22 protein-coding genes are annotated in these 22757 nt (G+C 67.6%); 18 read left to right on the top strand and 4 right to left on the bottom strand.

The window, feature by feature from the left end; genetic code table 11:
* Positions 1 to 4: 4 nt before the first annotated feature.
* From BS329_RS15870 to BS329_RS15795, 16 genes are all read left to right on the top strand, one after another.
* Positions 5 to 1003 (top strand): ABC transporter substrate-binding protein, encoded by a 999-nt coding sequence (locus tag BS329_RS15870; protein WP_076161453.1) that lies wholly within the window; start codon positions 5 to 7, stop codon positions 1001 to 1003.
* A 319-nt stretch (positions 1004 to 1322) separates the two neighbouring features.
* On the top strand, positions 1323 to 3203 hold the full coding sequence (locus tag BS329_RS15865; RefSeq protein WP_208619218.1) for a S9 family peptidase: 1881 nt from the start codon (positions 1323 to 1325) through the stop codon (positions 3201 to 3203).
* Positions 3204 to 3574: 371 nt separating this feature from the next.
* Entirely contained in the window at positions 3575 to 4375 is an 801-nt protein-coding gene (locus BS329_RS15860; RefSeq protein WP_076161449.1) for an SAM-dependent methyltransferase, read from the top strand.
* Between the two features lie 213 nt (positions 4376 to 4588).
* Complete coding sequence (locus BS329_RS15855; RefSeq protein WP_158075793.1) at positions 4589 to 5461, top strand: SAM-dependent methyltransferase; 873 nt, start codon at positions 4589 to 4591, stop codon at positions 5459 to 5461.
* A complete protein-coding gene (locus tag BS329_RS15850; protein WP_076161445.1) occupies positions 5458 to 5883 on the top strand; it encodes a hypothetical protein in 426 nt (141 codons plus the stop codon). Before BS329_RS15855 ends, BS329_RS15850 begins: the two co-directional genes overlap by 4 nt.
* Before the next feature lie 54 nt (positions 5884 to 5937).
* Positions 5938 to 6933, top strand: a complete 996-nt coding sequence (locus BS329_RS15845; protein ID WP_143253064.1) for a S1 family peptidase — start codon at positions 5938 to 5940, stop codon at positions 6931 to 6933.
* Positions 6934 to 7079: 146 nt separating this feature from the next.
* On the top strand, positions 7080 to 7895 hold the full coding sequence (locus BS329_RS15840) for a trypsin-like serine protease (protein WP_076161441.1): 816 nt from the start codon (positions 7080 to 7082) through the stop codon (positions 7893 to 7895).
* Entirely contained in the window at positions 7889 to 8536 is a 648-nt protein-coding gene (locus BS329_RS41885) for an HAD hydrolase-like protein (RefSeq protein WP_084749796.1), read from the top strand. The genes BS329_RS15840 and BS329_RS41885 overlap by 7 nt, the downstream gene beginning before the upstream one ends.
* Positions 8533 to 9561: an SAM-dependent methyltransferase gene (locus tag BS329_RS15830; RefSeq protein ID WP_084749794.1), complete on the top strand. Its 1029-nt coding sequence runs from the start codon at positions 8533 to 8535 to the stop codon at positions 9559 to 9561. Before BS329_RS41885 ends, BS329_RS15830 begins: the two co-directional genes overlap by 4 nt.
* A gap of 448 nt (positions 9562 to 10009) precedes the next feature.
* Positions 10010 to 10594: a helix-turn-helix domain-containing protein gene (locus BS329_RS15825; RefSeq protein WP_076161437.1), complete on the top strand. Its 585-nt coding sequence runs from the start codon at positions 10010 to 10012 to the stop codon at positions 10592 to 10594.
* 154 nt (positions 10595 to 10748) lie between these two features.
* Positions 10749 to 11588 (top strand): hypothetical protein, encoded by an 840-nt coding sequence (locus BS329_RS42580; protein ID WP_076161435.1) that lies wholly within the window; start codon positions 10749 to 10751, stop codon positions 11586 to 11588.
* 752 nt (positions 11589 to 12340) lie between these two features.
* Complete coding sequence (locus BS329_RS15815; protein WP_076161433.1) at positions 12341 to 12934, top strand: M48 family metalloprotease; 594 nt, start codon at positions 12341 to 12343, stop codon at positions 12932 to 12934.
* Positions 12931 to 14061: an MAB_1171c family putative transporter gene (locus BS329_RS15810; protein WP_076161431.1), complete on the top strand. Its 1131-nt coding sequence runs from the start codon at positions 12931 to 12933 to the stop codon at positions 14059 to 14061. The genes BS329_RS15815 and BS329_RS15810 overlap by 4 nt, the downstream gene beginning before the upstream one ends.
* Positions 14062 to 14080: 19 nt before the next feature.
* The gene (locus BS329_RS15805) at positions 14081 to 15343 is read left to right on the top strand and encodes a cytochrome P450 (protein WP_084749792.1); all 1263 of its coding nucleotides are present in this window, start codon (positions 14081 to 14083) and stop codon (positions 15341 to 15343) included.
* Between the two features lie 489 nt (positions 15344 to 15832).
* A complete protein-coding gene (locus tag BS329_RS15800; protein ID WP_143253063.1) occupies positions 15833 to 16120 on the top strand; it encodes a hypothetical protein in 288 nt (95 codons plus the stop codon).
* Positions 16117 to 16509 carry a PIN domain-containing protein gene (locus BS329_RS15795; protein ID WP_076161427.1) on the top strand — a complete coding sequence of 131 codons (393 nt, stop codon included), beginning with the start codon at positions 16117 to 16119 and terminating at the stop codon, positions 16507 to 16509. Before BS329_RS15800 ends, BS329_RS15795 begins: the two co-directional genes overlap by 4 nt.
* 695 nt (positions 16510 to 17204) lie before the next feature.
* Here the strand turns inward: BS329_RS15795 and BS329_RS15790 are convergent.
* Together BS329_RS15790 and BS329_RS45510 are read right to left on the bottom strand one after the other, a co-directional pair.
* The gene (locus BS329_RS15790) at positions 17205 to 17774 is read right to left on the bottom strand and encodes a hypothetical protein (RefSeq protein ID WP_076161425.1); all 570 of its coding nucleotides are present in this window, start codon (positions 17772 to 17774) and stop codon (positions 17205 to 17207) included.
* Positions 17775 to 18303: 529 nt separating this feature from the next.
* A complete protein-coding gene (locus BS329_RS45510; protein ID WP_076161423.1) occupies positions 18304 to 18693 on the bottom strand; it encodes a hypothetical protein in 390 nt (129 codons plus the stop codon).
* A 37-nt stretch (positions 18694 to 18730) separates the two neighbouring features.
* Between BS329_RS45510 and BS329_RS15780 the strand changes: the two genes are divergently transcribed.
* On the top strand, positions 18731 to 19915 hold the full coding sequence (locus tag BS329_RS15780; RefSeq protein ID WP_158075791.1) for a DnaB-like helicase N-terminal domain-containing protein: 1185 nt from the start codon (positions 18731 to 18733) through the stop codon (positions 19913 to 19915).
* Positions 19916 to 20071: 156 nt separating this feature from the next.
* Positions 20072 to 20830, top strand: a complete 759-nt coding sequence (locus BS329_RS15775; RefSeq protein WP_076161417.1) for a GntR family transcriptional regulator — start codon at positions 20072 to 20074, stop codon at positions 20828 to 20830.
* 264 nt (positions 20831 to 21094) lie between these two features.
* Here BS329_RS15775 and BS329_RS45180 read toward each other — a convergent pair whose 3' ends face one another.
* The gene (locus BS329_RS45180) at positions 21095 to 22165 is read right to left on the bottom strand and encodes a C40 family peptidase (protein WP_076161415.1); all 1071 of its coding nucleotides are present in this window, start codon (positions 22163 to 22165) and stop codon (positions 21095 to 21097) included.
* Positions 22162 to 22668, bottom strand: a complete 507-nt coding sequence (locus tag BS329_RS15765; RefSeq protein WP_143253061.1) for a hypothetical protein — start codon at positions 22666 to 22668, stop codon at positions 22162 to 22164. The genes BS329_RS45180 and BS329_RS15765 overlap by 4 nt, the downstream gene beginning before the upstream one ends.
* Between the last annotated feature and the right edge of the window lie 89 nt (positions 22669 to 22757).

Raw genomic sequence — 22757 nt, 5'->3', positions numbered from 1 at the left:
TTCGATGAGCACTCGCCGCATGTTTCGTGGTTCCCGCCGCGCCTCTGGTCGCGCGCTGGCGGGCGCGGGCGTCCTGGTCCTCGCCTCCGGGTGCGGCCTGCTGGGCGCCGACTCCGATCCGGCTCCGGGTCCGCAAACACCGGTCAAGGTCGCCGCGCTGGCACTGACCGACGTCGCACCCCTGCACCTGGCGACCAGCCACGGCCTCTTCGCAGCTGAAGACCTGGCGGTCACGCTGGTTCCCTCCTCCAGTGGGCAGGACGCGATCACCAAACTGATGAGCGGTGACGCCGACATCGCCTACGCCGGTGACATCGCCATCGTCACCGCCGTGCGCCGCGGGCTGCCGTTGAAGATCATCGCCGAGGCCGCGGTCGCGAGACCCGAGAGCATGCGGATCATGACCCGCAACGACGGTTCGGTGCCGTCGGTCGCCGCCCTGGCCGGGAAGAAACTCGGACGCAACGCACCGAACGGCGTGAGTGACACGCTCACCAAGTCCCTCATGTTCGATCACGGCGCCGACCCCAACTCGGTCACGTGGCTGAACCTGGACTGGCAGCTGATGATCCCCGCGCTGCACCGGGGTGACATCGACGCCGCGTTGCTGCCCGAGCCCGTCCTGACGAAGGCGAAGAAAGAGAACCTGTATCCGCTGATCGACCCGGCGGGACCGGCGACCTCAGCGCATGACTTCCCGACAGGCAGCTACGCCGTCACCCAGGACCGGGCGGCCGGGCTCGGCGCCGCGATCGCGGGATTCCAGCGGGCCATGCGCACCGCCGCCGACCTCGCCAACACAAACCCGGTCGAGGTCGAGACAATCGCGACCAGACACCTGAATATCGACGCCGGCACCGCGGCGCTGATGACGGTCCCTTACTTCCGCAGTGATCCCTCCCTGCCGGAGCTGCAGCGCGTGCCCGACCTGATGCAGCGCTACGGCGCGCTCGACCGGCGCATCGAGATGGCGACGCTGATCATCGCGCCCCCGCGACCGTAATCGCCGGCAGCCGCCGCCTCCCCGCCGGACCGTCCCTTCCGGACACGACACCCTCCGCAGCCCGACCACAATCCCCTGGAAACACGCTGCGGCGGCTCAGAACAGGGCTTCCCCAGCTAGGTCACTGCCTCGGCGGACAGACCACACGTCAGTCGTCGACGCAGCCACCCAGTTCCTACGCCACACCAACACCCGGTTCGACTTCCGGCACACCAACCATCGCTGTCACCGAGGCGCGCCACACGTGCGGCGGCGCTCTCGTCTTCCGCGACTGGTCGAGCTGACCTGCCCGCGACACAGACCCGAATATCCAACCAAGATGGGAACTCGTAACGTGACCAGTACGGCCCAGCACCCGAAGATGGGTGCAGGAAACGTCATTCCGCGTGTCGATCTGTTCGGCAACCCTGAGCACACAACGCCGTCGATCTCGCCGGATGGCCGGTGGCTGGCGTGGGTCGCCCCGCACGAGGGCGTGCTCAACCTGTGGGTGAGGCCAGTCGACACCGACGGCGATGCCCGGCCGGTCACGGCCGATCGCGACCGAGGCATCCGCGAGTACGCGTGGGCGCCGGACAGCGACCACCTCCTCTACCTGCGCGATCAGGGCGGCGACGAAAACTCGCGCCTCTACGCCGTAGCGGTGCGTAGCGGCGAGGTTCGGGACCTGACACCGTTCGACGGTGTCAAAGCAGTAGTGCTTGCCCAGGACCTCGAGATCACCGACCGAGTGCTGGTCGGACTCAACAAGACCGATCCCCGTCTGCACGATGTCTACGAGCTGAACGTGGCGACCGGCGACTTGGTCAAGGTCCTCGACAACCCGGGGTTTCTCGGTTTCGTGGCCGACAGCCGGCTGAACGTGCGGGCCGGCGTCCGGTCGGACCAGGATGGCGGCCGGACGATCATGGTGCGTGAGGTCGACGGCGAGTGGCGACCCGTGCTGACGGTTGACATGATCGACGCTCCGAGCACCGAGCCGCTCGGGTTCGACGGTGACGGTCGCCGGCTGCTCGTGAAGACGTCAGCGGACGTCAACGCCACACGGTTGGTCTGGATCGACGTGGAATCCGGCGAGCGAGAGGTCGTCGCCGACGACCCGACCTACGACGTTGGTTCAGTCCTCGTCGATGACTCGACGAAACTGCCGGTCCTGGTGTCGTTCCAGCGTGACCGCTTGCACACACAGGCCCTGACCCCCGAGATCCAGCGCGACCTGGACACGCTGTCCGCTGTCGATGACGGAGACCTGCACGTCGTCTCCACCGACCGCGCGAACAACTCATGGGTCGTGTCCTTCGTCCATGCCGACGGACCGACCGCCAGCTACGTGTACGACCGGGCCACCAGCCGAGCACAATTTCTGTTCCATGACCGCCCCCGTCTCGCTACCAGGCTGAACACCGTCAAGCCGTTCTCCTTCACCGCCCGCGATGGCCTGGAGATCCACGGATACCTGACTTTCCCGGCCGGAAACGCCGAGAAGCTCCCGGCCGTGCTCCTGGTGCATGGTGGACCGGGTGCGCGGGACACGTGGCGGCTGAACCCGGAAGCCCAGTGGCTGGCCGACCGTGGCTACCTGTGCATTCAGGTCAACTTCCGCGGCTCGACCGGCTACGGCAAGGCGTTCACCGCCGCCGGTCACCGCGAATGGGGCGCCAAGATGCACGACGACCTCCTGGACGCCCTCAGCTTCGCCGTGGAGTCCGGATATGCGGACCCGGACAAGATCGGAATCTACGGCGCCTCCTACGGCGGATACGCGGCCCTGGCCGCCGCGGCGTTCACCCCCGAGGTATTTCGCTGCGCCATCTCCCTGTGCGGGCCGAGCAACCTCGAGACGCTCCTGCGTGCGATACCGCCCTACTGGGCCCCGATGACCGCCCAGATGTACGCGCAGGTGGGCAACCCGGACACCGAGCCCGAATTCCTGCGGTCGCGATCGCCGTACTTCAACGCCGGCACCATGACGATCCCGATGCTGATCGCGCAGGGAGCCAACGATGTTCGGGTCCCGCAAGCTGAAAGCGACCAGATCGTCGCTGCGCTGCGGGACAACGGCGTACCTCCCGAGTACCTGCTGTTCGACGACGAAGGCCATGGGCTGGAGAAACCCGCAAACAGGCTGACGTTCTATGCCAGGGCGGAGCGGTTCCTGGCCGAGCACCTCGGCGGCCAGTACGAACCCGAATCCGCGTAATCCGTGCGGCGGCGCATACAGTCCCGGCTCGATGCGGGGCTGTATGCCCGTACCTGGACCCGGAATCCATTCCCTGCAACGGGCTTGCGGTCTCTCCGATGCTGCGCAATCCCGGTGACCGAGTCGTCCTCCCTAGCGGACATACAGGTCCTCGCGCGAACGCGGGTCACGCCACACCCCGCCGGGCCCGTTCGCCGCGGTACGCCGCAGACGCTGACACCCCACCGGAGAAAGCTCCCTGATCGCCCCCGGGCCCGTAACCGCTCACCGCCGCTGTCGGACGCGAGACCCCGCCGCCGACCACAATCTCCTGGAAAGCACGACCTGTCATGGCTGACCGCTACCTCCACCTACCGCCCCTGTCCTCCCCTATGGATGTCCCCGACTCCCGCGCGAAGCCGAGTTTCGCCGAGGTCCGCGCCGGGCTGATCACCGGCGTGCCCAGTGCGACGGCCACGGATGCCGTCGCCGGCATCCGTGGGGTCGAGCCTGGTTTCCCGGCGACCATCGCGGCCGAGGACGACTACCGCGACACCGTCATCGGCTCCGCCACCCGCTCGGGAACACGGCACTTCGTCGTGGTCGAACCGGGCCTGGCGCCCTCGGATCTCGCGCACGACGTCGTCCGGAACGCTCTCCCCGACGGGCAGGACTTCCGTGTCCTGTACATCACCGGGGATGCGGGTGTGCGGGCCCGGCTCGCCGCGGCCTGCACGGGCCGCGACCAGGTGATGTGGTTGGATCCGGCGGGCGCGGGAATCGATGGGTGCGTTCTCGCCGCCCGCCACGACCGGTTCTTCGGCTTCGACGAGCCCGTCTGCGTGCTGCTGGGTTCCACGCTGCAGCACGCCTACTACCCCGAGCACGTGATCATCGACCTGTGGGGATACCTTCCCCACGGAAGCCAGATGTCGATCACCCAGGTCGTCGCCCCCCGGCCCGCCTCCAGGGCTGCGAGCCGGCTGCAATCGGTCGGCCACCTGCTCGTGGCCTACACCTGGACACCGCTGCTGCCGCGCTCAGTGGCGAAGACGAAAAAACTGTTCGCCCACTGGGAGATCGTCGAACACCACCTCGCGACACCCGTGCTCCCCGGGCAGGATCCCGACGTCACTCGTCCGGTTCCGGTCATCAACCTGACTGCGCGCACCACGCTCTCCGCCGGCATCTAAGACCCGGTCCTCAACGTGCACTGCCACACAGGACACGGCGGGACCGGCACAGACCCGTCCACTGTGGACGGCGCGCTGGGGATGGCCGCCGTGCTCGGTCAACCACCAGCCACGAATAACGCCGGGCGATCCTGTCGATCCCCGGAGCTTTCCTTGTTTCCTCGACAGAAACCGGCCACCGTCATGTCTTCGGCACACCGCCACGATTTCCTCATGCCTCGCGGGTTCGTCCCCGGTCTCGATGACGAGGAGCGGCGCCCCACCCCGACCCGGGTCAACGCCGCACTGCTCGAACGTCATCAGGTGGACCTTTCGCAGACGGGAGGTCACTTCCTGATCGACCAGGAACTGGCCCGGCGGATCGACCGTGAAGCACCCGGCTATGTCGCGTTCCTGCGGGCGCAGCGCCTGTTCCGGGACCGGGTCATCGCGGACGCGGCGGGCACGAAGGGCATCACCCAGTTCGCCGACGTCGGGGCACAGCTGCCCGCCGGGCCGCACCTGATCACCGCGCACACCATCGCCCGCCGCCACACGACCGCGGCGAGAACCGTGCTGGTCCCCCGCGACGTCTACGTCAGCGCGCACCTGCAGGTCGCCCTCGAAGCGAACGCCACCACCGGCGAACCCGGGCGCGCCGCCGTGGTCCCGGCAGCGATTCACGACGTCCTCACGCCACTGCTGGCCGAACACGGTGACGACCGCTGGTCCCTGAACCTCGCGGAACCGGTGTGCGTCACGATCGGTGACCTCTCGCATTGGCCGGGCAGACCGGAGGACATGATCCGCGCCTACCACGACGCGGTCGCGGTCGGCAGCGTGATCGCGGTCAACTTCCTCGGCACCGCCCCGGCGGGCACGGCGGAAGCCGCCGAGCTGGGGGCTCTGCGACGGTTCTTCCGGCAGACCGTGGAACCCGAGCTCGTGCTACGCGACGGCGATGACATCGCAACCTGGTTCCCCGGCTGGAGAATCCTGCCTCCAGCTGTGACCACCCTGTTCAGCCGGCTCACGTCACAACACGGCACCACACCGGAGCCACGGTTTCCGACGTGGTGCGTGGTCGCGGAAAAGGTCATCTCGTGACGCCCCCGGCGTCCCCGGCGCCGGTGACCCTTCCCGGCAGCAGCGCCGCGGGTGGTGGTCGCTTCCTCGTGAACGTAGTCGACGGAGCCCTCACCGCGCTGCTGACCCGCCCGCTGACCACGGTCACCTACCTCACCGCACTGGACCGCGACGACGCCGGAGACCGGCTGTCCACCGCGCTGGGGCGGCCGATCGTGCAACGCAGCTCGGACCGCGAACGGATCTTCGTCGACGTCACCACGCGATCCGCCGTACGGATCGTGATGGCACCCGGACTCCGCGACGACGAGGGGACCCCCCAAGCGCTCATGGCCGAATCCATCACCCCCGGCACCGAACCGGATCTCTACCAGCGGCTCGCCGACGCGGCCGTCACACCCTTACCAGTCAGCCACCGACCCTGTCCGGGGGCCGCGATGTGATCGCGCCCCGGAATCCACTGAGGGCGCGGGAAACCCTGATATAGAAAGGAAACAGTGACACACACGACATCGAGACGTCACCGCCGAGGCGTGGTCCGCGGCGCCGTGCTCGCGCTGGCGGGCATCTCCATCGCGGGGCTCGGCGCCGCGCCGGCCGCCGCGGCCGACGCCGGACATGACGGTGACGTCTCGCCCATGATCGTCGGCGGCGAACCGGCTCCGGTCGCCTACGCCGGAATCGGGTCGCTCCAGAAGCCGACGAAAGGCTTTCCGGACTGGCACACCTGTGGTGTCGCGCGGATCAGCGAGAAGTTCGCGCTCACCGCGGCGCATTGCGTCTCCACACCGCCCGCCGCAGCCCTCGATCGGGCAGGCAAGCAGGGCGACGCGGCGTGGCGTGCGCTGCAGATGTCCGCGCCGACCGCGCGCGGTGACCAGCAGTCACAGCCCGACCCGTCGGACCCGGCGCAATATCGGATCCGGTTCGAGTCGACCAACCGGTTCTTCGGCGGGGTGACCCGAGGTGTCCGGACGATCACGCTCCCGCAGAAGTGGGGGTGGGGCGAGCCGGACAAGGACGGCAAGATCTGGGACATCGCGTTGCTCGAACTGGACCGTCCGGTGAAAACCGGGCGCCCCGGACTGGTCGGTATTCCGCGTGACGGCACCCCCGCCCTCGAAATCGGGTGGGGCATGCACACGCCGAACCCGGCCGACTGGGGTGCCCCGACACCGGCGCAGCTGATGCAGCTCAGGGTCCCGATCACCACCCCGGCCGACTGTGCCGCGGCGGGGATCGGCGCGGCCGAGATCTGCCTCGGCACCGCACCGAACGGCGGGACCGCATGCGTCGGAGACAGTGGCAGCGGCGCCATCCAGCGGTATGGACGGGAGTGGGTCGTGGTCGCCCTGGCCTCACGTTCTCTCACCCAGGCATGCGTCAGCCCCACCGTCTACACCGAGATCGCCCCGTACGGCGGCTGGATCATCCGCGAAGCGCTCAAACGCGGCGAGTGGATCGCCCAGGCTGATCTGACTGTCGCGCAATAGCTCCACAGTGGATCGGTGACCGTCCAGCTCAGGCGGTCACCGATCCACCGCTCCCCTCTCGCTCTCGCTTCGACAACCCGGCGCGGCGGCTCGATTCCGCGATCACCAGCGGTGACCCGTATGCCCGGACCAATCTCAAGGACGTCATGGTGCTCAAGTTTCTCCGCAAGGCCGTCGCCGGTGGCGACGGCGCCCGTATCTATCAGGCCTCCCTCGACGCGCTGACCGACCGGCCAGCCCTCGGTCCCCTGACCGTCGAGGTTCCCTGGTCGGTCGCCTTCTACTACGACGCTCCGAATCGTAAGAACCGCCTCGGCGGCGGCGGTGTCCTGATCTCGGACCGCTGGGTCCTCACGTGCGCGCACCTGTTCAGCGACATCGGGCGCAAGCGCGACGAGCCGCCGGTGGCCGAGAAGAACTTCTACGCCCGGATCGGCGGGCGCGACCTGCACTCCGGCACCGTGCGCCGCATCAACACCCCGCTACCCGGGCCCTTCCGGCCTTTCCGGCTGGGGAAGGCCCCCGGCGCGGTCGGCGACATCTGCCTCGTCGAACTCGCCGACCCCGTCGACGGGCCCCCGATCCGGGTCGCGACGACCCCGGCTCAGGTGGGCCAGACCGTGCGGACCTTCGGCTGGCACAAGGGCAACGAGGGTGCCGGGCCCCTCAGCCAGCTCGACACCACGATCGTCGATCCGCGCGGCGGCATGCGCCTCGGCGTCGGCGCGGGTGAGCTGTGCGCCGCGGTCCCCGACGACGTCCTGCCCGGACACGGCTTCTCCGGGCACCCCGTCATCACGCTGCCGGGCACCACGCAGACAGGCACGCCCGAGGTGGCGGCTCTTATCTGCCGCGGTCAGGCTGCGGAACTCCACTTCAAGGTTCCGATGGTCCTCACCGACGTCACCGCGCACCTGGCCTGGATCACCGCCACCACCTCCGGTGCGGTGACCGCGTGCTGATCACCGTCGACGTCGGGCACACCCTCGGCACGTTCGACCGGCCGGGAACCGCCGACGTGCTCCGCGAGATCGCCGCCGCGCCGACGCATGCCGCCGAGATCGACCGCGCCCTCCTGCACGTCACGCCTGAGCTGACAGCCGGGGTCGCCCGGCAGGTGCGGGAGCTGCTGCTCATCCCGGATCACGCCTGGCCCACGACCTGGGACACCGGAGGCTTCACCCCCTACCCGGGCACGCTCACCGCCTTGCCGCGGCTGGCCGCGATCGCCCCCGTGGTGGCCTTGACCAACGTGTCCTGCATCGCGGGGCCACGACGACTCGCGGACCTCGAACTCCGCTGTGGACAACACCTGGCCGGGATGTTCGCGAGTTTCCAGCTCGGCGCACGGAAACCCCAGCCACACGGCTGGAACACCATCGCCGCCACCCACGGCATCAGCGTGGGCGACATCGTGCACATCGGTGACCGCGTCGACGACGACATCCGCGGCGCGCTCGCCGCCGGCTGCGCCGCGGCGATCCTGGTCACCACCCGCGAATCCCTGCCCGCCGACCTGCGCGGCAACCCCCGGGTCACCTCGGTACCCGATCTCGCCGGTGCCGTCACCGCGATCTCGGCCATGGCGGGTGAGGCCGCGTGAGTCCAGCACTCCCGCGCTCGCCTGTGCTAGCGCTGCCGGACTTGGACCTGGCTGCATGGCTTCAGCATTGCATCTGCCGTACCACCTGCGGGTGCTTCGCGCTGCACACCTCCTCCGGGCGGGCCACGGCACAGCGGACCTGGGCCAGCCTGCGGCAGGCCTGCGCACACCATCCGCAGGCCGCGCGGATCGAGAACACCTACCGTGACGGCAAGCGGGCCTGGGAACGCGACAAGCTGATCGCCGCGACGCTGAGCCGGATCGCGCCCCACACCCGGACGGCGGTGCGGATCCGGGACGCGTTCACCACGCGCGTGGTCAGCGAGGCGCTGGCACACGGCGTCGACCAGTTCCTCGACCTGGGATCCGGCCACGTTTACACCAGCGCCGCTCACACCGTCGTCACCCGCGCGAAGGTCGACCCCGCCCCGAGGATCGTGATGGTCGACAACGACGAAGTCGTCCACGCCAACAACATCATCCATCTTGAGCGTACGAACAGTGACGTGTGGAGCCGCACGTTCTCGTTGCGGCGGAACGCGTTCGCCGTCGGGCGCCTGCTGAACTATCTCGACCACCACGAGGTCCTCGACCTCCAGCGACCGGTCTGCGTGCTGCTGATCGACCTGCTGCACTACCTCGAGCCCGGCCTCGACACCAGCAGCGTGACGCGGCGGTTCATCCGGCGCCTGGCGCCGGGAAGCTGGCTGGCGATATCCGTCCTGACCGACACGCCGCTGCTGGCCCCTGCCCGCGCCGGCATGCGGACCGCTCTGCGGGAGACCACCGCCCAGTGGTGCCAAGCCCACGCACAGACTCTGCCTCCGCTCCCCACACCCCGTCGCCACGCCGAGGTCGAACGCATGCTCACCGGCCTGGACCTCTATCCGGCGGGGACGGGGATCACCACCCCCCGACGGTGGCCCTTACCGGACAACACCCGCACCCCGCGCGCGCCGTTCAGCATCGCCGCGGTCGGACACGTTCCCGCACGGCCCACCCCCATCGCGCAGGCGATCGCGTGAACAACCACGCCAACACCCCGGCCGCTCGCCCCGGGCACATGCTGATCCTCGCAGCCGCAGTGCTGAGCGTGACCCTCTGCGCGCTGGCGGGAAAAACCCGGCACCGCCGGAACCCCTCCGAACCTCCCACCGTTTCACCTCACCCCGCGTCTCCAATCGCCTCACGCTAACTGTCGGGCAAAGCACGAAACTAGCTCCCCGATCTCCACACCACTCCGACGCCTCGACACCCGAGTCGCCGCCCCCACGTCCCTAGGAGAAATCATGACCGCGGTCGCGAGCAACCCAGAAATGCAGGAGCTGCAGGAGCCCTTCGACCGCTATCAGCAGGCACCGAAAGAGATTACGAGTGAGCCACAGGTGAACACTGCCACCGGCGAATGACCCCCGGATTCCCACTCGGACAGAACTCGCAGGCCGCGAGCGAGAAAACCATCAGGAGACGTCGATGCCCAGACCACGGGTCACCGATCAGGACCGGCGCCTGATCCAAATCCTGCACGACCGCGACGGGCTGACGTTCCACACCATCGGCCGTCGCCTCGACCGCACCCCCAAGACGATCGAGAAGCACTACCTGCACGACAGGATGGACCCGGAGTTCGCCTACCACCCCGACAACCCGCCACCGCCGCTCGAACGGACATTCGTCTTGTGCACTCGGGCCGCCGTCCGGCGGCGGCAGGTTGGAATGATCCTGCACGAACTCGACCTTGCCGGTCTCGACCTCGTTCGCTGCGACCGCGCGGTCGTCACCGGCGCGGCTCTCATCGACCGGTGCCACCCCGACCTTCTCCCTGGTCACGGCCCGCCAGGCGTGGGCGCCGCCGACGCGGCAGAGAGGAGTGGACCGGTGATCGTCTCGGTGTGGGAGGGCCTTGACGCGATCGCGGCCGCCCGCAACCTCATCGGCCCGGCGTTTCCCGCCTACGCGGCACCGGACGATCACGCCGCCCGCCGTCAGATCCGCCTGTGGTTCGCGGACTCGCTAGACGAGCTCCACAGTCGGCGCGACCCGGCGTTGCCGGGATGACACACGCCAGCCGAGTCCGGTCAGACCGCGGCTGCGCGTCACCATCGGTTCCGCACCGGGAAACCCATCGTCACTATCGCGCGCCTCTCGACTCGGTTCAGGACGGCCTTTCCGCGCTCACATCCCACCGTCAGTCTCGACAGCGCCAGGAACTATGAGCATCACGAAGACGGAGATGGAGAAGCCGGTGGGGCTGACGCAATCCGATTACGCGTCCGGGATAGATCCAGCATTCTTTCCTCCCCTGCACCTGCTTATTGCAGCCACATTCATGGACCGCACGTGGCATGAATATGCCAGCCTTCGCGTCGCAATGCACACCGGCGCGGAACACCTGTCCGGTGGTTTAGCGAAACTTCGCGCCCGTGGATATCTTGAATACAAGAGGATCGGCCAGCACACCCACTGGCGGATGACAAGGCTGGGAGAGGAAAAGCTAGCCGAGCACCTCGATGCCACTCGTAGGATTTTCGTGATGGCGGAAGAGCTGAGGGCGGCAAGTCATCGCATCAGTATCGACCTGAACGACATCGGGAAGAAACTCGCGAGAGACTATCGCGCGGGTGCGACGATCACGCAGATCGCCGAAGTCCGGAATATGACCTACTACGGGACGCGGCTGCGCCTCCTCCGATACGGTGTCCAGCTCCGGCAGACCGGTCCGGCGGCGGCGCCTGCCTCGCGTGGAATGGTGAGGCAGTACCGAAAAGGTGCCAGCATCACCGAAGTAGCCGAGGAACAAGGCCTCACCTACGGAACCGCCCGGCGCAAGCTCATCAAGGCGCGGGCAGGGGTGCGACCCCAGGGGGGCCGGGGCACGGCGCAGACGAAGATCGTGGTCGCAACCGGCTATGCCCAGCAGCGCTGGCCGGCGGCCATGGTGAGACCGAGGTCGGGTCGGCTTCAGGCGCTGGTCGACGCCGGACCTCGTGACCGGTCGCGCGAAGCGCTGAGTGAGTGGGTTGGTGAGGTGCTGGTCGCCGCGGCTGAATGAGTCCAGCCGAGCCACGTGACCGTGAGGACCTCGACACGGTCCTGGTCGTCGAGGACCAGGTGGACCACCGGGTCGCGACCACCGGCTAACGGCTGCACCCGCATGGGGCTCTTCGGTCTGGCCGCGTGGTAGGGCGGGTCCGCCCAGGGCGCGAGATCAAGGAAGTCGTACACGGCCGCCAGCTCGGGCAGCGCGTCACCGGGCCGGGTCTTGATCTGGGACAGGACGCGCGGGTCCGGCTCGACGCGGTACGCCACCGGGCTACGAGCTCCGTAGTCGCCTCACCGTGGTCAGGTCATCCCGCACCCGAGCAGACAACAGCCACGACCCGGCGAGTCACGCCAGCGAATTCGACCATTCGGTACCGGCCCCTCGCAGGGTGATTTAGGCCACTTCGATCCCGTCCGGTGTGCCCTCCGTCGGCGCGTCCAAGCCCGTGGCAACACAGGGCGCACCCGTCGGGGCGTCGCCTGCCAGCCTGTCCATGAAGTGCCCATATCTCCTGCTAGACGACATTGTCGGTGCCAGCGGTGCCGCTCCGTGGCGTAGGGATCACCACCAGTGCGCGACGTCCGAATCGTCTGCCTCGGATCGTGTGCTCGGACGAGGGCAGCCCGTCGTGATCGTGCGGGATCTCGTGAATACGTTTCCGGCCCGCAGGTTCGCTGGTTAGTCTCCTCGGGATCATCTGGCCCTGAAACCGCTGGCAGGACGCTGTGCCATCTCCCCCGACGAGACATCACGAACACCCCGTGAAGGGATCCACCGGCTCCTGGTGGAAGCGCCTTCTGCACTACCGGCAGGTCCGGAAGGCGATCGCGTACCTCCTCCGGGAGATCGGAGCGCCCCATCCGCTCGACACCGACACGGTGTGGGACCTGGCCACCTTCTGCGATGCGGTCGCCGAGCACCGTGGTCGGCCGATCGAACTGATCCCTTACGACCTGCCGAACGCGGGGCCGCTCGGGATCTTCCAGCCGATGCAGTCCGTCGACGTCATCATTTTCGACCGGAACACGACCAAACTGCACGAGGAACAGATCGTGTTGCACGAGCTGGGCCACATCCTGCTCGGCCACAAAGGGGTGGATCTCGCCGGCGCGGTCTCGCCCGCGTTGGCCGTCACTCTGGGCATCACGCCCGGCACCGATGACTCCGGTCTGGCGGCGCCGTTGCACCGTGACACCTACAGCGATCGCCAGGAACTCGAGGCGGAATACGCCGCCTCCCTCCTGTCCCGCCACTTCGGCCGTCGGCCACTGGCCCCGCCGCGAGTACTGCGCGGACCGGACGCCGACACCGTCGACCGTCTCGCCATCACCTTGGAGCGGGCCAGAATCCAATGAGCCTCACACACATCCTGATCGCGATCTGCACCGCCATGGTGCTCTACCGTCTGCTGGAGCTGATCCGTTCGCCACGGCGACCCGCGAAGTGGGCCGTCCTGATCGGCATGATCGGGCTCACGCTGTCGCTGGCGGCGGGGCTGCCCGGCATTCTTCCGCTGGGGCTGGCCGCCCTGTATCTCGTGCAACACCTGCTGATCCTCGGCGCACTGATCGCGTTCGAAGCGTTCTTCTGGCTGTCGGTCTATCCGGCAGGGAATCCCCGCCCGTCGCTCGTGCGCTACTTCGGGCCCATCATCGGGTTCACCGTCGCGATGACGATCGCGTGGGTTGTGACCGAGGTCGTCGAGGCCCCGGACTTCAGCGACGTCCAGTACCAGGACCAGCCCTGGGCCACGGCGACCGTCCTGGCCTACAGCGGCGGGCTCGTGGCGGCCTTCCTCACCATGTCCCAGCTGGCCTGGCGCTATTCCCGTACCGCCGACAAACCGTGGCTCCGGCGCGGTCTGGCCACCTTGACGGTCGGATCGTGGATCGCACTGGCCTACGGCGTTCATCACTTCGCCTACATCCTGGTACTCGCGCAGGGCTACAACCCTTATCACCAGGCGCGAGTGGAGCTCTATCCCATCCTCGCGGCCGTCCTACTCATTCTCGTCGGGCTGAGCCTTCCGGCTTTCGGGCCGGGGCTGTCGGCGGTCATCCAGTGGATCCGGCACGCTCAGGCATGGTGGACGCTACGTCCACTATGGATGGCGTTCACCGAACCGATGCCGCACATCCGGCTACCCAGGCCGCTTCCGCTGTGGGACATGGAAGGCGCCGTCCGGCGGCGGGTGGTGGAAATCTGGGACGGCCGCAGCCAGGTCCGCAGCTACATGCGGCCGGAAGTCGCCGCCCGCGCACTGGAGATCGGCCGCGAGCGAGGCCTCACCGAGGGAGACCTCGCCGCCTTCGTCGACGCCGTGGCATGGCGGGACGCACTGGACCGCCACAGCCGGGGCGAGACCCCCGATCGCACCGACGTCGTCATCGCGCCTGAGGCAGGTGACACCCTGCCCGCTTCGGTAGCGTGGCTGAAACGGGTCGCGCGTCTCATGAAGCGGCCCTCCGCCCTTCCCAGCTGACAAGGAAGCACACCACCTGATGCCCGACACGCCCGACGCCGCGCCCAACCCGATCCAGGCGGCGATGGCCGCCCTGGTCAGCCCGCAGGTCCGGGCGAACCCCTACCCGCTGTTCGGGCAGATGCGGGAAGGGGCGCGGGTCGCGAAACTCACCGAGACCTTCGCGTTGGTCACCGGCTTCGCCGAGGCAACCCAGTTGCTGGGCAGCCAGGACTTCGGGCACCCGGAACCAGAGAAGATCGTCCACGGTGACCCCGCCCAGCACGACGATCCCGACCATCCCGTCGACGCGCAGGGCCGCGTCGTGCGGGCGTTCCTCTCGCTCAACCCGCCCGACCACACCCGGCTGCGGGGACTGGTCGCGAAGGCCTTCAACAGGCGAGTGGTCGAAGGGCTCACGCCCCGCATCGAGGAGCTGGTCGCAGACTCGATCGGGCAGGCGATCGAGCAGGGCGAAGCCGACCTGATGAGCGCGCTCGCCGTGCCGCTGCCGGTCGCGGTGATCAGTGAAATGCTCGGGGTCCCGCTCGCCGACCGCGAGCGTTTCGCGGCCTGGTCCACTGCCATGGCCCGCGCGCTCGACCCCGCCGCGCTGCTGCCGCCGGAGGTCGCCGAAGCGATCGCCGGACCGGCCCAGGCCGCACGCCGGGAATTCATCGCCTACTTCCGGGACCTCGCGGCCGAACGCCGCCGGAACCCGGCCGACGATCTCCTCTCCCGGCTGGTGACCGTCTCCGACGAGGACGGCGACCGGCTCAGCGAGGGCGAACTGCTGGTCACCCTGACCATGCTGCTGGTCGCCGGGCACGAGACCACCACCAACCTCATCGGCAACGGCGTCCTCGCCCTGCTGCGCCACCCCGACCAGTACACGGCACTCGCCCGCGACGAAACCCTGATCGACGGTGCCATCGAGGAAACGCTTCGCTACGACCCGCCCGTCCAGCTCACCCAGCGCACCGTCCTGACCGACACCACACTCGGCGGCGTGGACCTGCCCGCCGGCGCGTCGGCCATCGTGCTGATCGGCGCGGCCAACCGCGACCCGCAGGCCCACCCCGACCCGGACACCTTCGACATCACCCGAACACCCAACCGGCACCTCGCGTTCGGCCACGGCGTGCACTTTTGCCTCGGCGCACCACTCGCCCGCCTCGAAGCCCGGATCGCGCTGCGGGAACTGGCCCGCCGCGCACCGAAACTCACGCTCGCCGGCGACCCGGACTGGGCGAGAACGGTGACCCTGCGCGGCCTCGCGTCCCTCCCGGTGACCCTGAATTGATCCCACCGGATCGGGGACGGCCGATCAGCCGGGCCAGTACGCTCGCAGCCTCATGAGCGCACGAACTGCTGGCCGCACGGCGGCCAGCAGACCTGTGGCGGTTCAAGAAGGCCGTGCTCGTCCTCGTAGCGGTGCTGCCACTGGCCTGGGCCATATGTGCAACAGACGAGGGAAGATCGCTGACGAAACACCGACCTGACCGAGGTTCTGCGGCGATTCACGGCGGACGGCTCCGACCCGCCGGCCCCGAATCCAGGAGCTGCTGCGCCTGAGGTGGCTGTTCCTTGTGGTCGTCGTTCTGCTCGCGGTGCCGCTATTGCTACGCCATGTCGGCCAGGGAACAGTGTGTCGCCCGGCCCCTGTGTGTCACCTCTCCCGCTGGCCACTGTCGGTACTGCTCTCTGTACTGACACGCTGTAACGGGGGCGCGGGACAGGTCAGCGTGCGTTGCGCTCGTGTTCCCCGCGCTGAGGAGATATCCTTGGGAGCATGGATTCGAACAACGCGGCTCGTAAAGTCGAGCGTGAGGCAGCAGACACAGTGCCTGCCTCGCAGCGACTGGCCGCGTTGGCGGCTGAACGGCACCAGACGAGCGCCGAGGTCATCGCCGCAGAGCCTGGAATGATGGATGCGCTTGCTGAACAGACCCGGCGCACGTTGGTGAGAATCGGGTACCGCCCGTTCACCGACGAGGACGTTCGTCTCGGACTGCAATGCCTGAACGCGCTTGATGCGGGCGACCCCAGTGCTCTGGAAGCCGCAGCGAAGATCGCGTGACAAGACAGTACGTTCTGGACCGTGGATCCATCGAAGCACTTGGCATCGGCAATGTCGTGCTCGCACGCATGCTGTTCGGCATCGCGCATGATGTCGACAACGTCGTCCGGATCCTTGATCGCCAGCCCCGATTCCTGGTTCCCGCCTTGTCGCTGCTGCGTGCGGGCCGACAGCGGTACGGCTTAGCTGACCATATCGCTGACCTGCAAGTCCTCAGCATCGTTCCCTTGGCCGCCGACGCTGTCCGCGCCGCGTGTGGGCGCTTATCCGACCTAGCCGACGACGCAGCGCACGCGGTGTACATCGCGTCCACACGGAACGCGTCGATCATCACGCCGGAACCAAAGATCTACCCGGAATCGTCGCCGACTATCTTGCTGCCGACCTAAAAGCGAGGAAGCCGCAAAGATCGGCGCCGTAGGTGTTTCCACGTTGTATTCGTGATGGTTGGCGCGGCAAGTATTTGGGGGCTTCTGATCGTGACTCCATCGACAGCTTCAGCGGCATCGAAGACGCAGTGCAATGCCCAGTTCTGCAACACCACTTACGGTAGCCGCACGAGCCTGAGGCTCGTCAAAGCCACCAGGCAGCCCCCCTGAGGGGCGTCGTCGGATAGTTCAACGTATACGGACAGCACGGCTATCAGCACGCGAACGGGCCGACAAATAGGGCAGACCACGAATTTCATGTGAACTGGGACATAGACAGCGGCAGGTGGGTTTGCCTTCGATTCTTCGCCAGAACGGCGGGGGGTGGGCCGAAATAGGTTCAGCCCAGTGCACCAAGTCGCCATACTAGCAACGGGGTTGACTCATTGCCCTACGCGAAACCATGCAGTCACCACGGCCCGATAGAGTCTTAAATTCCGCCGCATTCCACACAGATTGCATGAATATCGCCTAAAGTGTCTGCCATCTGATCACGCTATCTGTCACCTGAGAGCGCGGAACGGTCGCGTTTTCGCTGCTGCGACCGCACAGGTGACCACCTGTGCTGAACGTGAGGCCGTCGACCAGCCAGGACAGGCGTCCTTGGCGGCGAACCGACGAGATCGCCCGCGTCGTCAGTTCTGCTCTTTCGCCCGTCAGACGCTGGTCGTCTTGGATGGTCGCCCGCCGCCCTTGCCCCGGCCAACCATCGACCTGGCCACGCGCACTACGTCGCATCCGTTGATGATCTTCGCCCCGGTCTCCACATCTCGGGAGATGATGCCGATCTCGCCTGACCGCTCGGCGATCCAGCGGCGCGCGCTGTCGGCGCTGGCCAAGCCGCGATACTCGGCGACGTCCACCATCGTCCAACCCCACGCCGGACAGCCGCCGCAGCCGGCCGAGTAGTCCGGCAGGTCATCCGGTGTCTTCCCGGCAATCAGCCGCTCAGTGTTGGGGTTGCCGCGGCTGACGATCACGGCGTCGTCGCTCGTCCAGCCCGCGATAACTTCGTCTCCGTCGTACGCCTCGTACTCCCAGCGGGTCAGGTACTTCTCGTCGGAGCCCCAGTGGGCCACATAGAGCCAGATGAGTTCCCGGATGCCGCGACGTTCTCGCTCCCAGGTGCGGGTGTAGATGTCGCCGATCGTGTGGTCGGGATCAAGATTTGCCTCCCGACTGGACACGGTGGGGGCAGTGGTCGTTTCGGTCCAGATGATCGTCATACCTGGATACTACCGTTCGAGTCGCACGGAAGTATCTATCTGACCGACGCGCCGGATCGTCAACGACCTCTTGGTGACAGCTGGCGTGGTCAGCCGGTGACAGCAACCGTGATCCGCTTCAGGCGAACCTGCAGGATCAGACCCGCCGGAGGGGACAGATAGCGTGGATCGTCACAGTGACTTCCCCAGCCGCGAGTTGACTTGCCTTCGAATTTCATCGAACATGAGTTCGAAATAGGAAACCCTCGGTGGCGTAGGACCCGGTGGACCGTGCCTTCCCCGCATGGCCCCCTGGAGAGCCTTGCGAGGGGTTTGATCTGCGGGGAGGTGTGTCGTGACGACTACGTCAGCCGACGCGATCGCACGCCTCACCGCGCTGCCCGGGATCAGCACCGCCCGGGTCCTTGCCGACGCGAAGAGCGCCGCCCTCGCCTCCGGCGACACGCTACCTGTCGCCGCACCGCTTGCGGAGATCGCCGCACTACGTCGGGGGACGACCGTCGCGGTTCACGGCTCGACCTCGCTGCTGCTAGCGCTGCTGGCCGAGGCAACGAGCACAGGATCGTGGGCCGCCGTGGCGGGCATGCCAGGTCTGGGGCTCGCGGCCGCCGCCGAGCTCGGTGTCGACCTGACCAGGCTCGCGTTGTTGCCCCGGCCCCGCGCCACCGAGCTGCCGACGGTGCTCGGCGCCCTGCTCGATGGCGTCGATCTCGTCGTGCTCGGGCCCGCGGTGTGCCGGGACGCCTCCCCCGCGCTCGCGCGGCGGCTTTCCCAGCGCGCCCGCAACCGCGGCGCGGTCCTGCTCACCACCGGAACCTGGCCCGCCGTCGACCTCGAGTTGCGGGCCGACGCCGGGCACTGGTCCGGCGGCGCGCCGGACGGGCACGGCCGCCTCACCCACCGCGACACCGTCCTCCATCGGCGCGGCCGTGGCGACGCCGACTTCGCCGGTCCCGGTGAGCGGTGCGACCCGGCTGGCAGAGCGGGCGGTCGTCGGCGCCCTGCTCAACCGCCCGGACCGGCTGGCCGACGTGCAGGCCTGGTTGCAGCCACACGACTTCGCCGATCCGGACCTGCGGGCGGTGTACTCGGCGCTGCAGGGGTTGCACCGTCAGGGGCGGCTGCGGTCCGTGTCGGAAAGCGAGCTGGTTGGCGCGGATCGCTCACCGGACACACGCGACGCGATCATCCACAACGTCTTCGAGATCAAGGTCGGTGTCCTTGAAGGCGCTGAAGCGCATGCGGCGCGATTCTCCAGTCTGCTGACGGAGCTGTACCGCGCGACGCCACCGAGCGCGACGCCACAGCACGCCCGCTACGGCCGGATGGTGCTGGAGAGCTCAGCTCGGCGCCAGATCGAACAGTGGTCACTCCAGATGCAGTCAGTGGTCGCCACCGGAGAGAACGTATCCGGAACCTCGACCGTCGCAGCGCTCCAGCAATCCGACATAGCACTTCGAGAAGATCTCTCCGGGATCAGAGCTCAGATGGACCGCCACGCCGGACGAGGGCGGCTCGACACCGTCGATCCGGTCCAACCACGGCAGACACCGGCCCCACCGGCTGTCCCGCCGCCGCCCACCCTGGTCGAACGGTCCGAGTTGCGCATGATCGGCGCCGCGCTGAGAGAGCCGCGCCCAGAATTGCTCGAGCGGTTCGAGCCGCAGGACTTCACGAGTTCGCCGGCGCATGCCAACACCTGGCGCGCGATTCTGGCCCTCGCCTCCACACGACCACCGACGCCGATCGACCCCATCACCGTGGCCTGGGAAACAGAAAAGCTGTCGGCCCGGTTCGGAGAAGGCCTACCGGGCGACGATCTCATGATCTTGGCCAGCCACCCGCCTGGCGCCGTTAACGACAGCACGATCTCCGTGGTGATTCAAGCCTCCCTCTATCAGCGAGCGCAAGAGGCCAGCGCAGTGATGCGAGCAGCGGCACAGGACCGCGGGCAGCACCTCGATGACGTTCTCCGCACGGCCCAACTCGCCTCCGGCAGCGTCCGCGCGGAGGCAGAACGGCTGATCACTCCGGCAGCGTCCGGGCAGTCCCTCATCACCCGGGGGCTCGACGGACCGCCCACCACGCGCACTCACCACGCTCCGGCACCCGATACGCAACCACGAGGACGCCCGCGGTAGCCGGGATGAACTGATCGTGACTCACGTTCGGGCAAACCCGCGTGGCGGAGCTCGCCAGGGACCCGATGCTCGCCTCCGCTTTCGAGGAAGCATAGAGTTGGACAAAGCTAGGTTTATCGCTTTGCCCGACAGAGCGGGATACGGGAGGGATGGAGCGTGCCACCGTTTAGGGAGATCGCGGCCACGATCAGTCGGCAGATCCACCAGGACGTGTATCCCGAAGGCTCTATGCTTCCTAAACGATCCATTCTCGCCGACGCGTTCGGTGTAGACGAGAACACGATTTCGCGCGCTCTCGATGTACTTCAGTCCCAAGGTCTAGTCAGGGGACTAAGACGTCATGGGACGATCGTCCTGAAACCGTTAGCCCATGAGCTGATCGACCTCGGCTCGATTGTGGAATTCGACGGCAGTTCCTATCGGCTGAGCAAGGTGTTCAAGACCTTCCGGCCTGAGCCGACGATTGTCGGGCGTCGGCGAGCCCCGGCGGATGTCGCGCGGCTGCTCGGTGTCGACGTCGACGACCTCGTGCTGGTCCGCGAGTGCCTGATGCTCGATCCAGCTGACGACTCCCGTCGGATGCTCGCGTCCACCTATCTGCCGTTGAGTCTGGTGGAAGAGATCCCGGTGCTCCGCGCCGGCGACATCGGTGACGGCGGGACTTACGGACGCTTGGAGGAACACGGGCACAGTCCGCTGAGCTGGACTCGTGAGGCCGGAGCGCGCGTTGCCACGCCGGAGGAAACCGAGCAGCTGGCGATGCCGTTGGGCGTGCCGGTCATTGGTCTCCTGTATACGGCCACGGACCCGCAGGGCCGTGTTTGTGACGTCACCTCCATCGTCATGAGCGGAACGCGCTTTCGGATCGTCGACAAGCTCGCACGGAACGAACGCGCGAAGGAAGCAGCCCCCTAGAAGACCGCGATCCTCGGGCACGTCGGCTACAGGACGTGTACATTCCGCTTGAACTTGACCATTTCGCATCAGCCGACCTGCGGTTTCCGCGCCACTTGATCACCTCGCAGCGCCGATCCTCCCAGGCTTCGTAAGCATCGGTACCTCCTCCCGTGCAGCCTTGGGTGCCACCGCGAGCCATTGACCTGGCTTTTTCCGGACTACTTGATCAGATGATCATGCGGTGGTCATCTGTCGCGGAAAGTGTTCAAATGGGCGCGGAAACTACAGGACGGCCGACTCCAGCACTCGCGTAGCCCCGAGATAGTCGCCGCCGGACGTCCGTGCCTGGGTTTCCCGCAGCTTCTTTCCCGACTCCGGGGCCTCGATCATCTTGCCGTCGCCGATGTACAGCGCGACGTGGTGGATTGAGCCGGGTGTCTTGCCCCAGAACAGCAGGTCTCCGGGCTGGAGCTGATCTACCGGCACGGCGCGGCCTTGCGTCGCCTTGTACTGCTCTCTCGACGTGCGGGGAAGGGTGACTTTGCCGTTGGTGCCTTGATAGTAGGCGTAGCGGGCGAGGCTTGAGCAGTCGAAGCCGACGACCCCGACGTCCGGGGCGGAGCCGCCGCTGGGGCCGTTGAGAGACCCGCCTCCCCAGGCGTAGGGAAGGCCGATCTGGGATCGGGCGGCTTCGATGACGGGTCCGGCCGCGCCGGCGACGGCAGGACCGGCGCCTCCGCCTGTCCCTCCGCCCGGTTTGGGGGTGCCGTATTTCGTGGTGGCGAGCTTGTTGATTTTGGCGACATAGTTGATGGTCTCGGTGAACGGCGGAATCCCCCGGTACCGCTTCACGTTGCCCGGTCCCGCGTTGTAGGAGGCCAGCGCCAGGTCGGTCACGCCGCCGGAGAGTCCGGGCTGTCCCTTGACGAAGTCGGCCAGGTAGCACATGTATCCGGCCTGGGACTTGATCGCGTCAGCGGGATTGCGGGGATCAGCGCGGCCGTCACCGTCGCCGTCGAGGCCCCACTGTGCCCAGGTCGCGGGCATGAACTGCGCCAGCCCGTCGGCCCCAGAAGCGTTGTGGGCGTTAGGGTTCCACTGGCTCTCGGCCTCGATCTGCGCCGCCAGGATCGGCGCGGTGATCTCCGGGCAGGTCGAGGCGGCTGCGGTGATCGGGCCTTGCGCCCACTGTGGAACGGACTCGGCGCTGAAGTCCAGGCTGATTCCGCCGGAGGCCTTGTTGATCTGGGTGTTGTTGGCTCCCGCTCCGCCGAAGACCAGCAGGACAGTCAACACCAGTACGAGCAACGGGGCGCAGGCCGCGGCGATGACGATGGTGGCCTTTTTGCTCATCCGCCAGCTCCGTGCTCGGCGGCATCGGAGAGCGTGAGGCCGGAGACTTTCCATTCCGAGCCGGTGCGACGCAGCGAGCAGTAGGCGACCAGCGGGTCGAGTTCCTGGCGCCATTCCCCGGCGATCGCGACCCTGGTGATCTTGACCCCCGCCCCGGTCTGGTCGTCCCGGACAGGGGGCGGATCGTCGCCCACAGGTTCGGTCGTGACCTGGACGTGTGCGCGGTGCGTGGCGAGCAGGTTCCAGGTGTTGTCCCGCCCTTCGCCGCCGAGCTGCTCCGCCAGGCCTGTGACGCCGAATTGGTTGGCGGCGCGTACGCGTGCGTCCCCGGGGCCGGAGTCGGCGCCCGCGTCGACGGACAGGGCCGCGGTCACGAACTGGGCGCAGGCCTGCCCTGCGGCGGACGGCGCGGGCGCCGGCGCGATGGTCGTGGCCTCTGCGCCCGACGCTGGATCGGTCCTGTCGGGCTGCGGTCGCGCGCACGCGCCGGACACGACCGTCACCGCCACTAGCAGCGTCGAAAGGGCGACAATCCGACGCGATGAGATTCGTGCTGATGTGCCCTGGTCAGGGCGTAGTTCCCCCATTGGTG

It is taken from the genome of Amycolatopsis coloradensis, assembly GCF_001953865.1.
GTDB classification, from domain to species: domain Bacteria; phylum Actinomycetota; class Actinomycetes; order Mycobacteriales; family Pseudonocardiaceae; genus Amycolatopsis; species Amycolatopsis coloradensis.
Note: the sequence above shows the minus strand (reverse complement) of the source record. Positions and strands in the feature narration are given on the sequence as shown.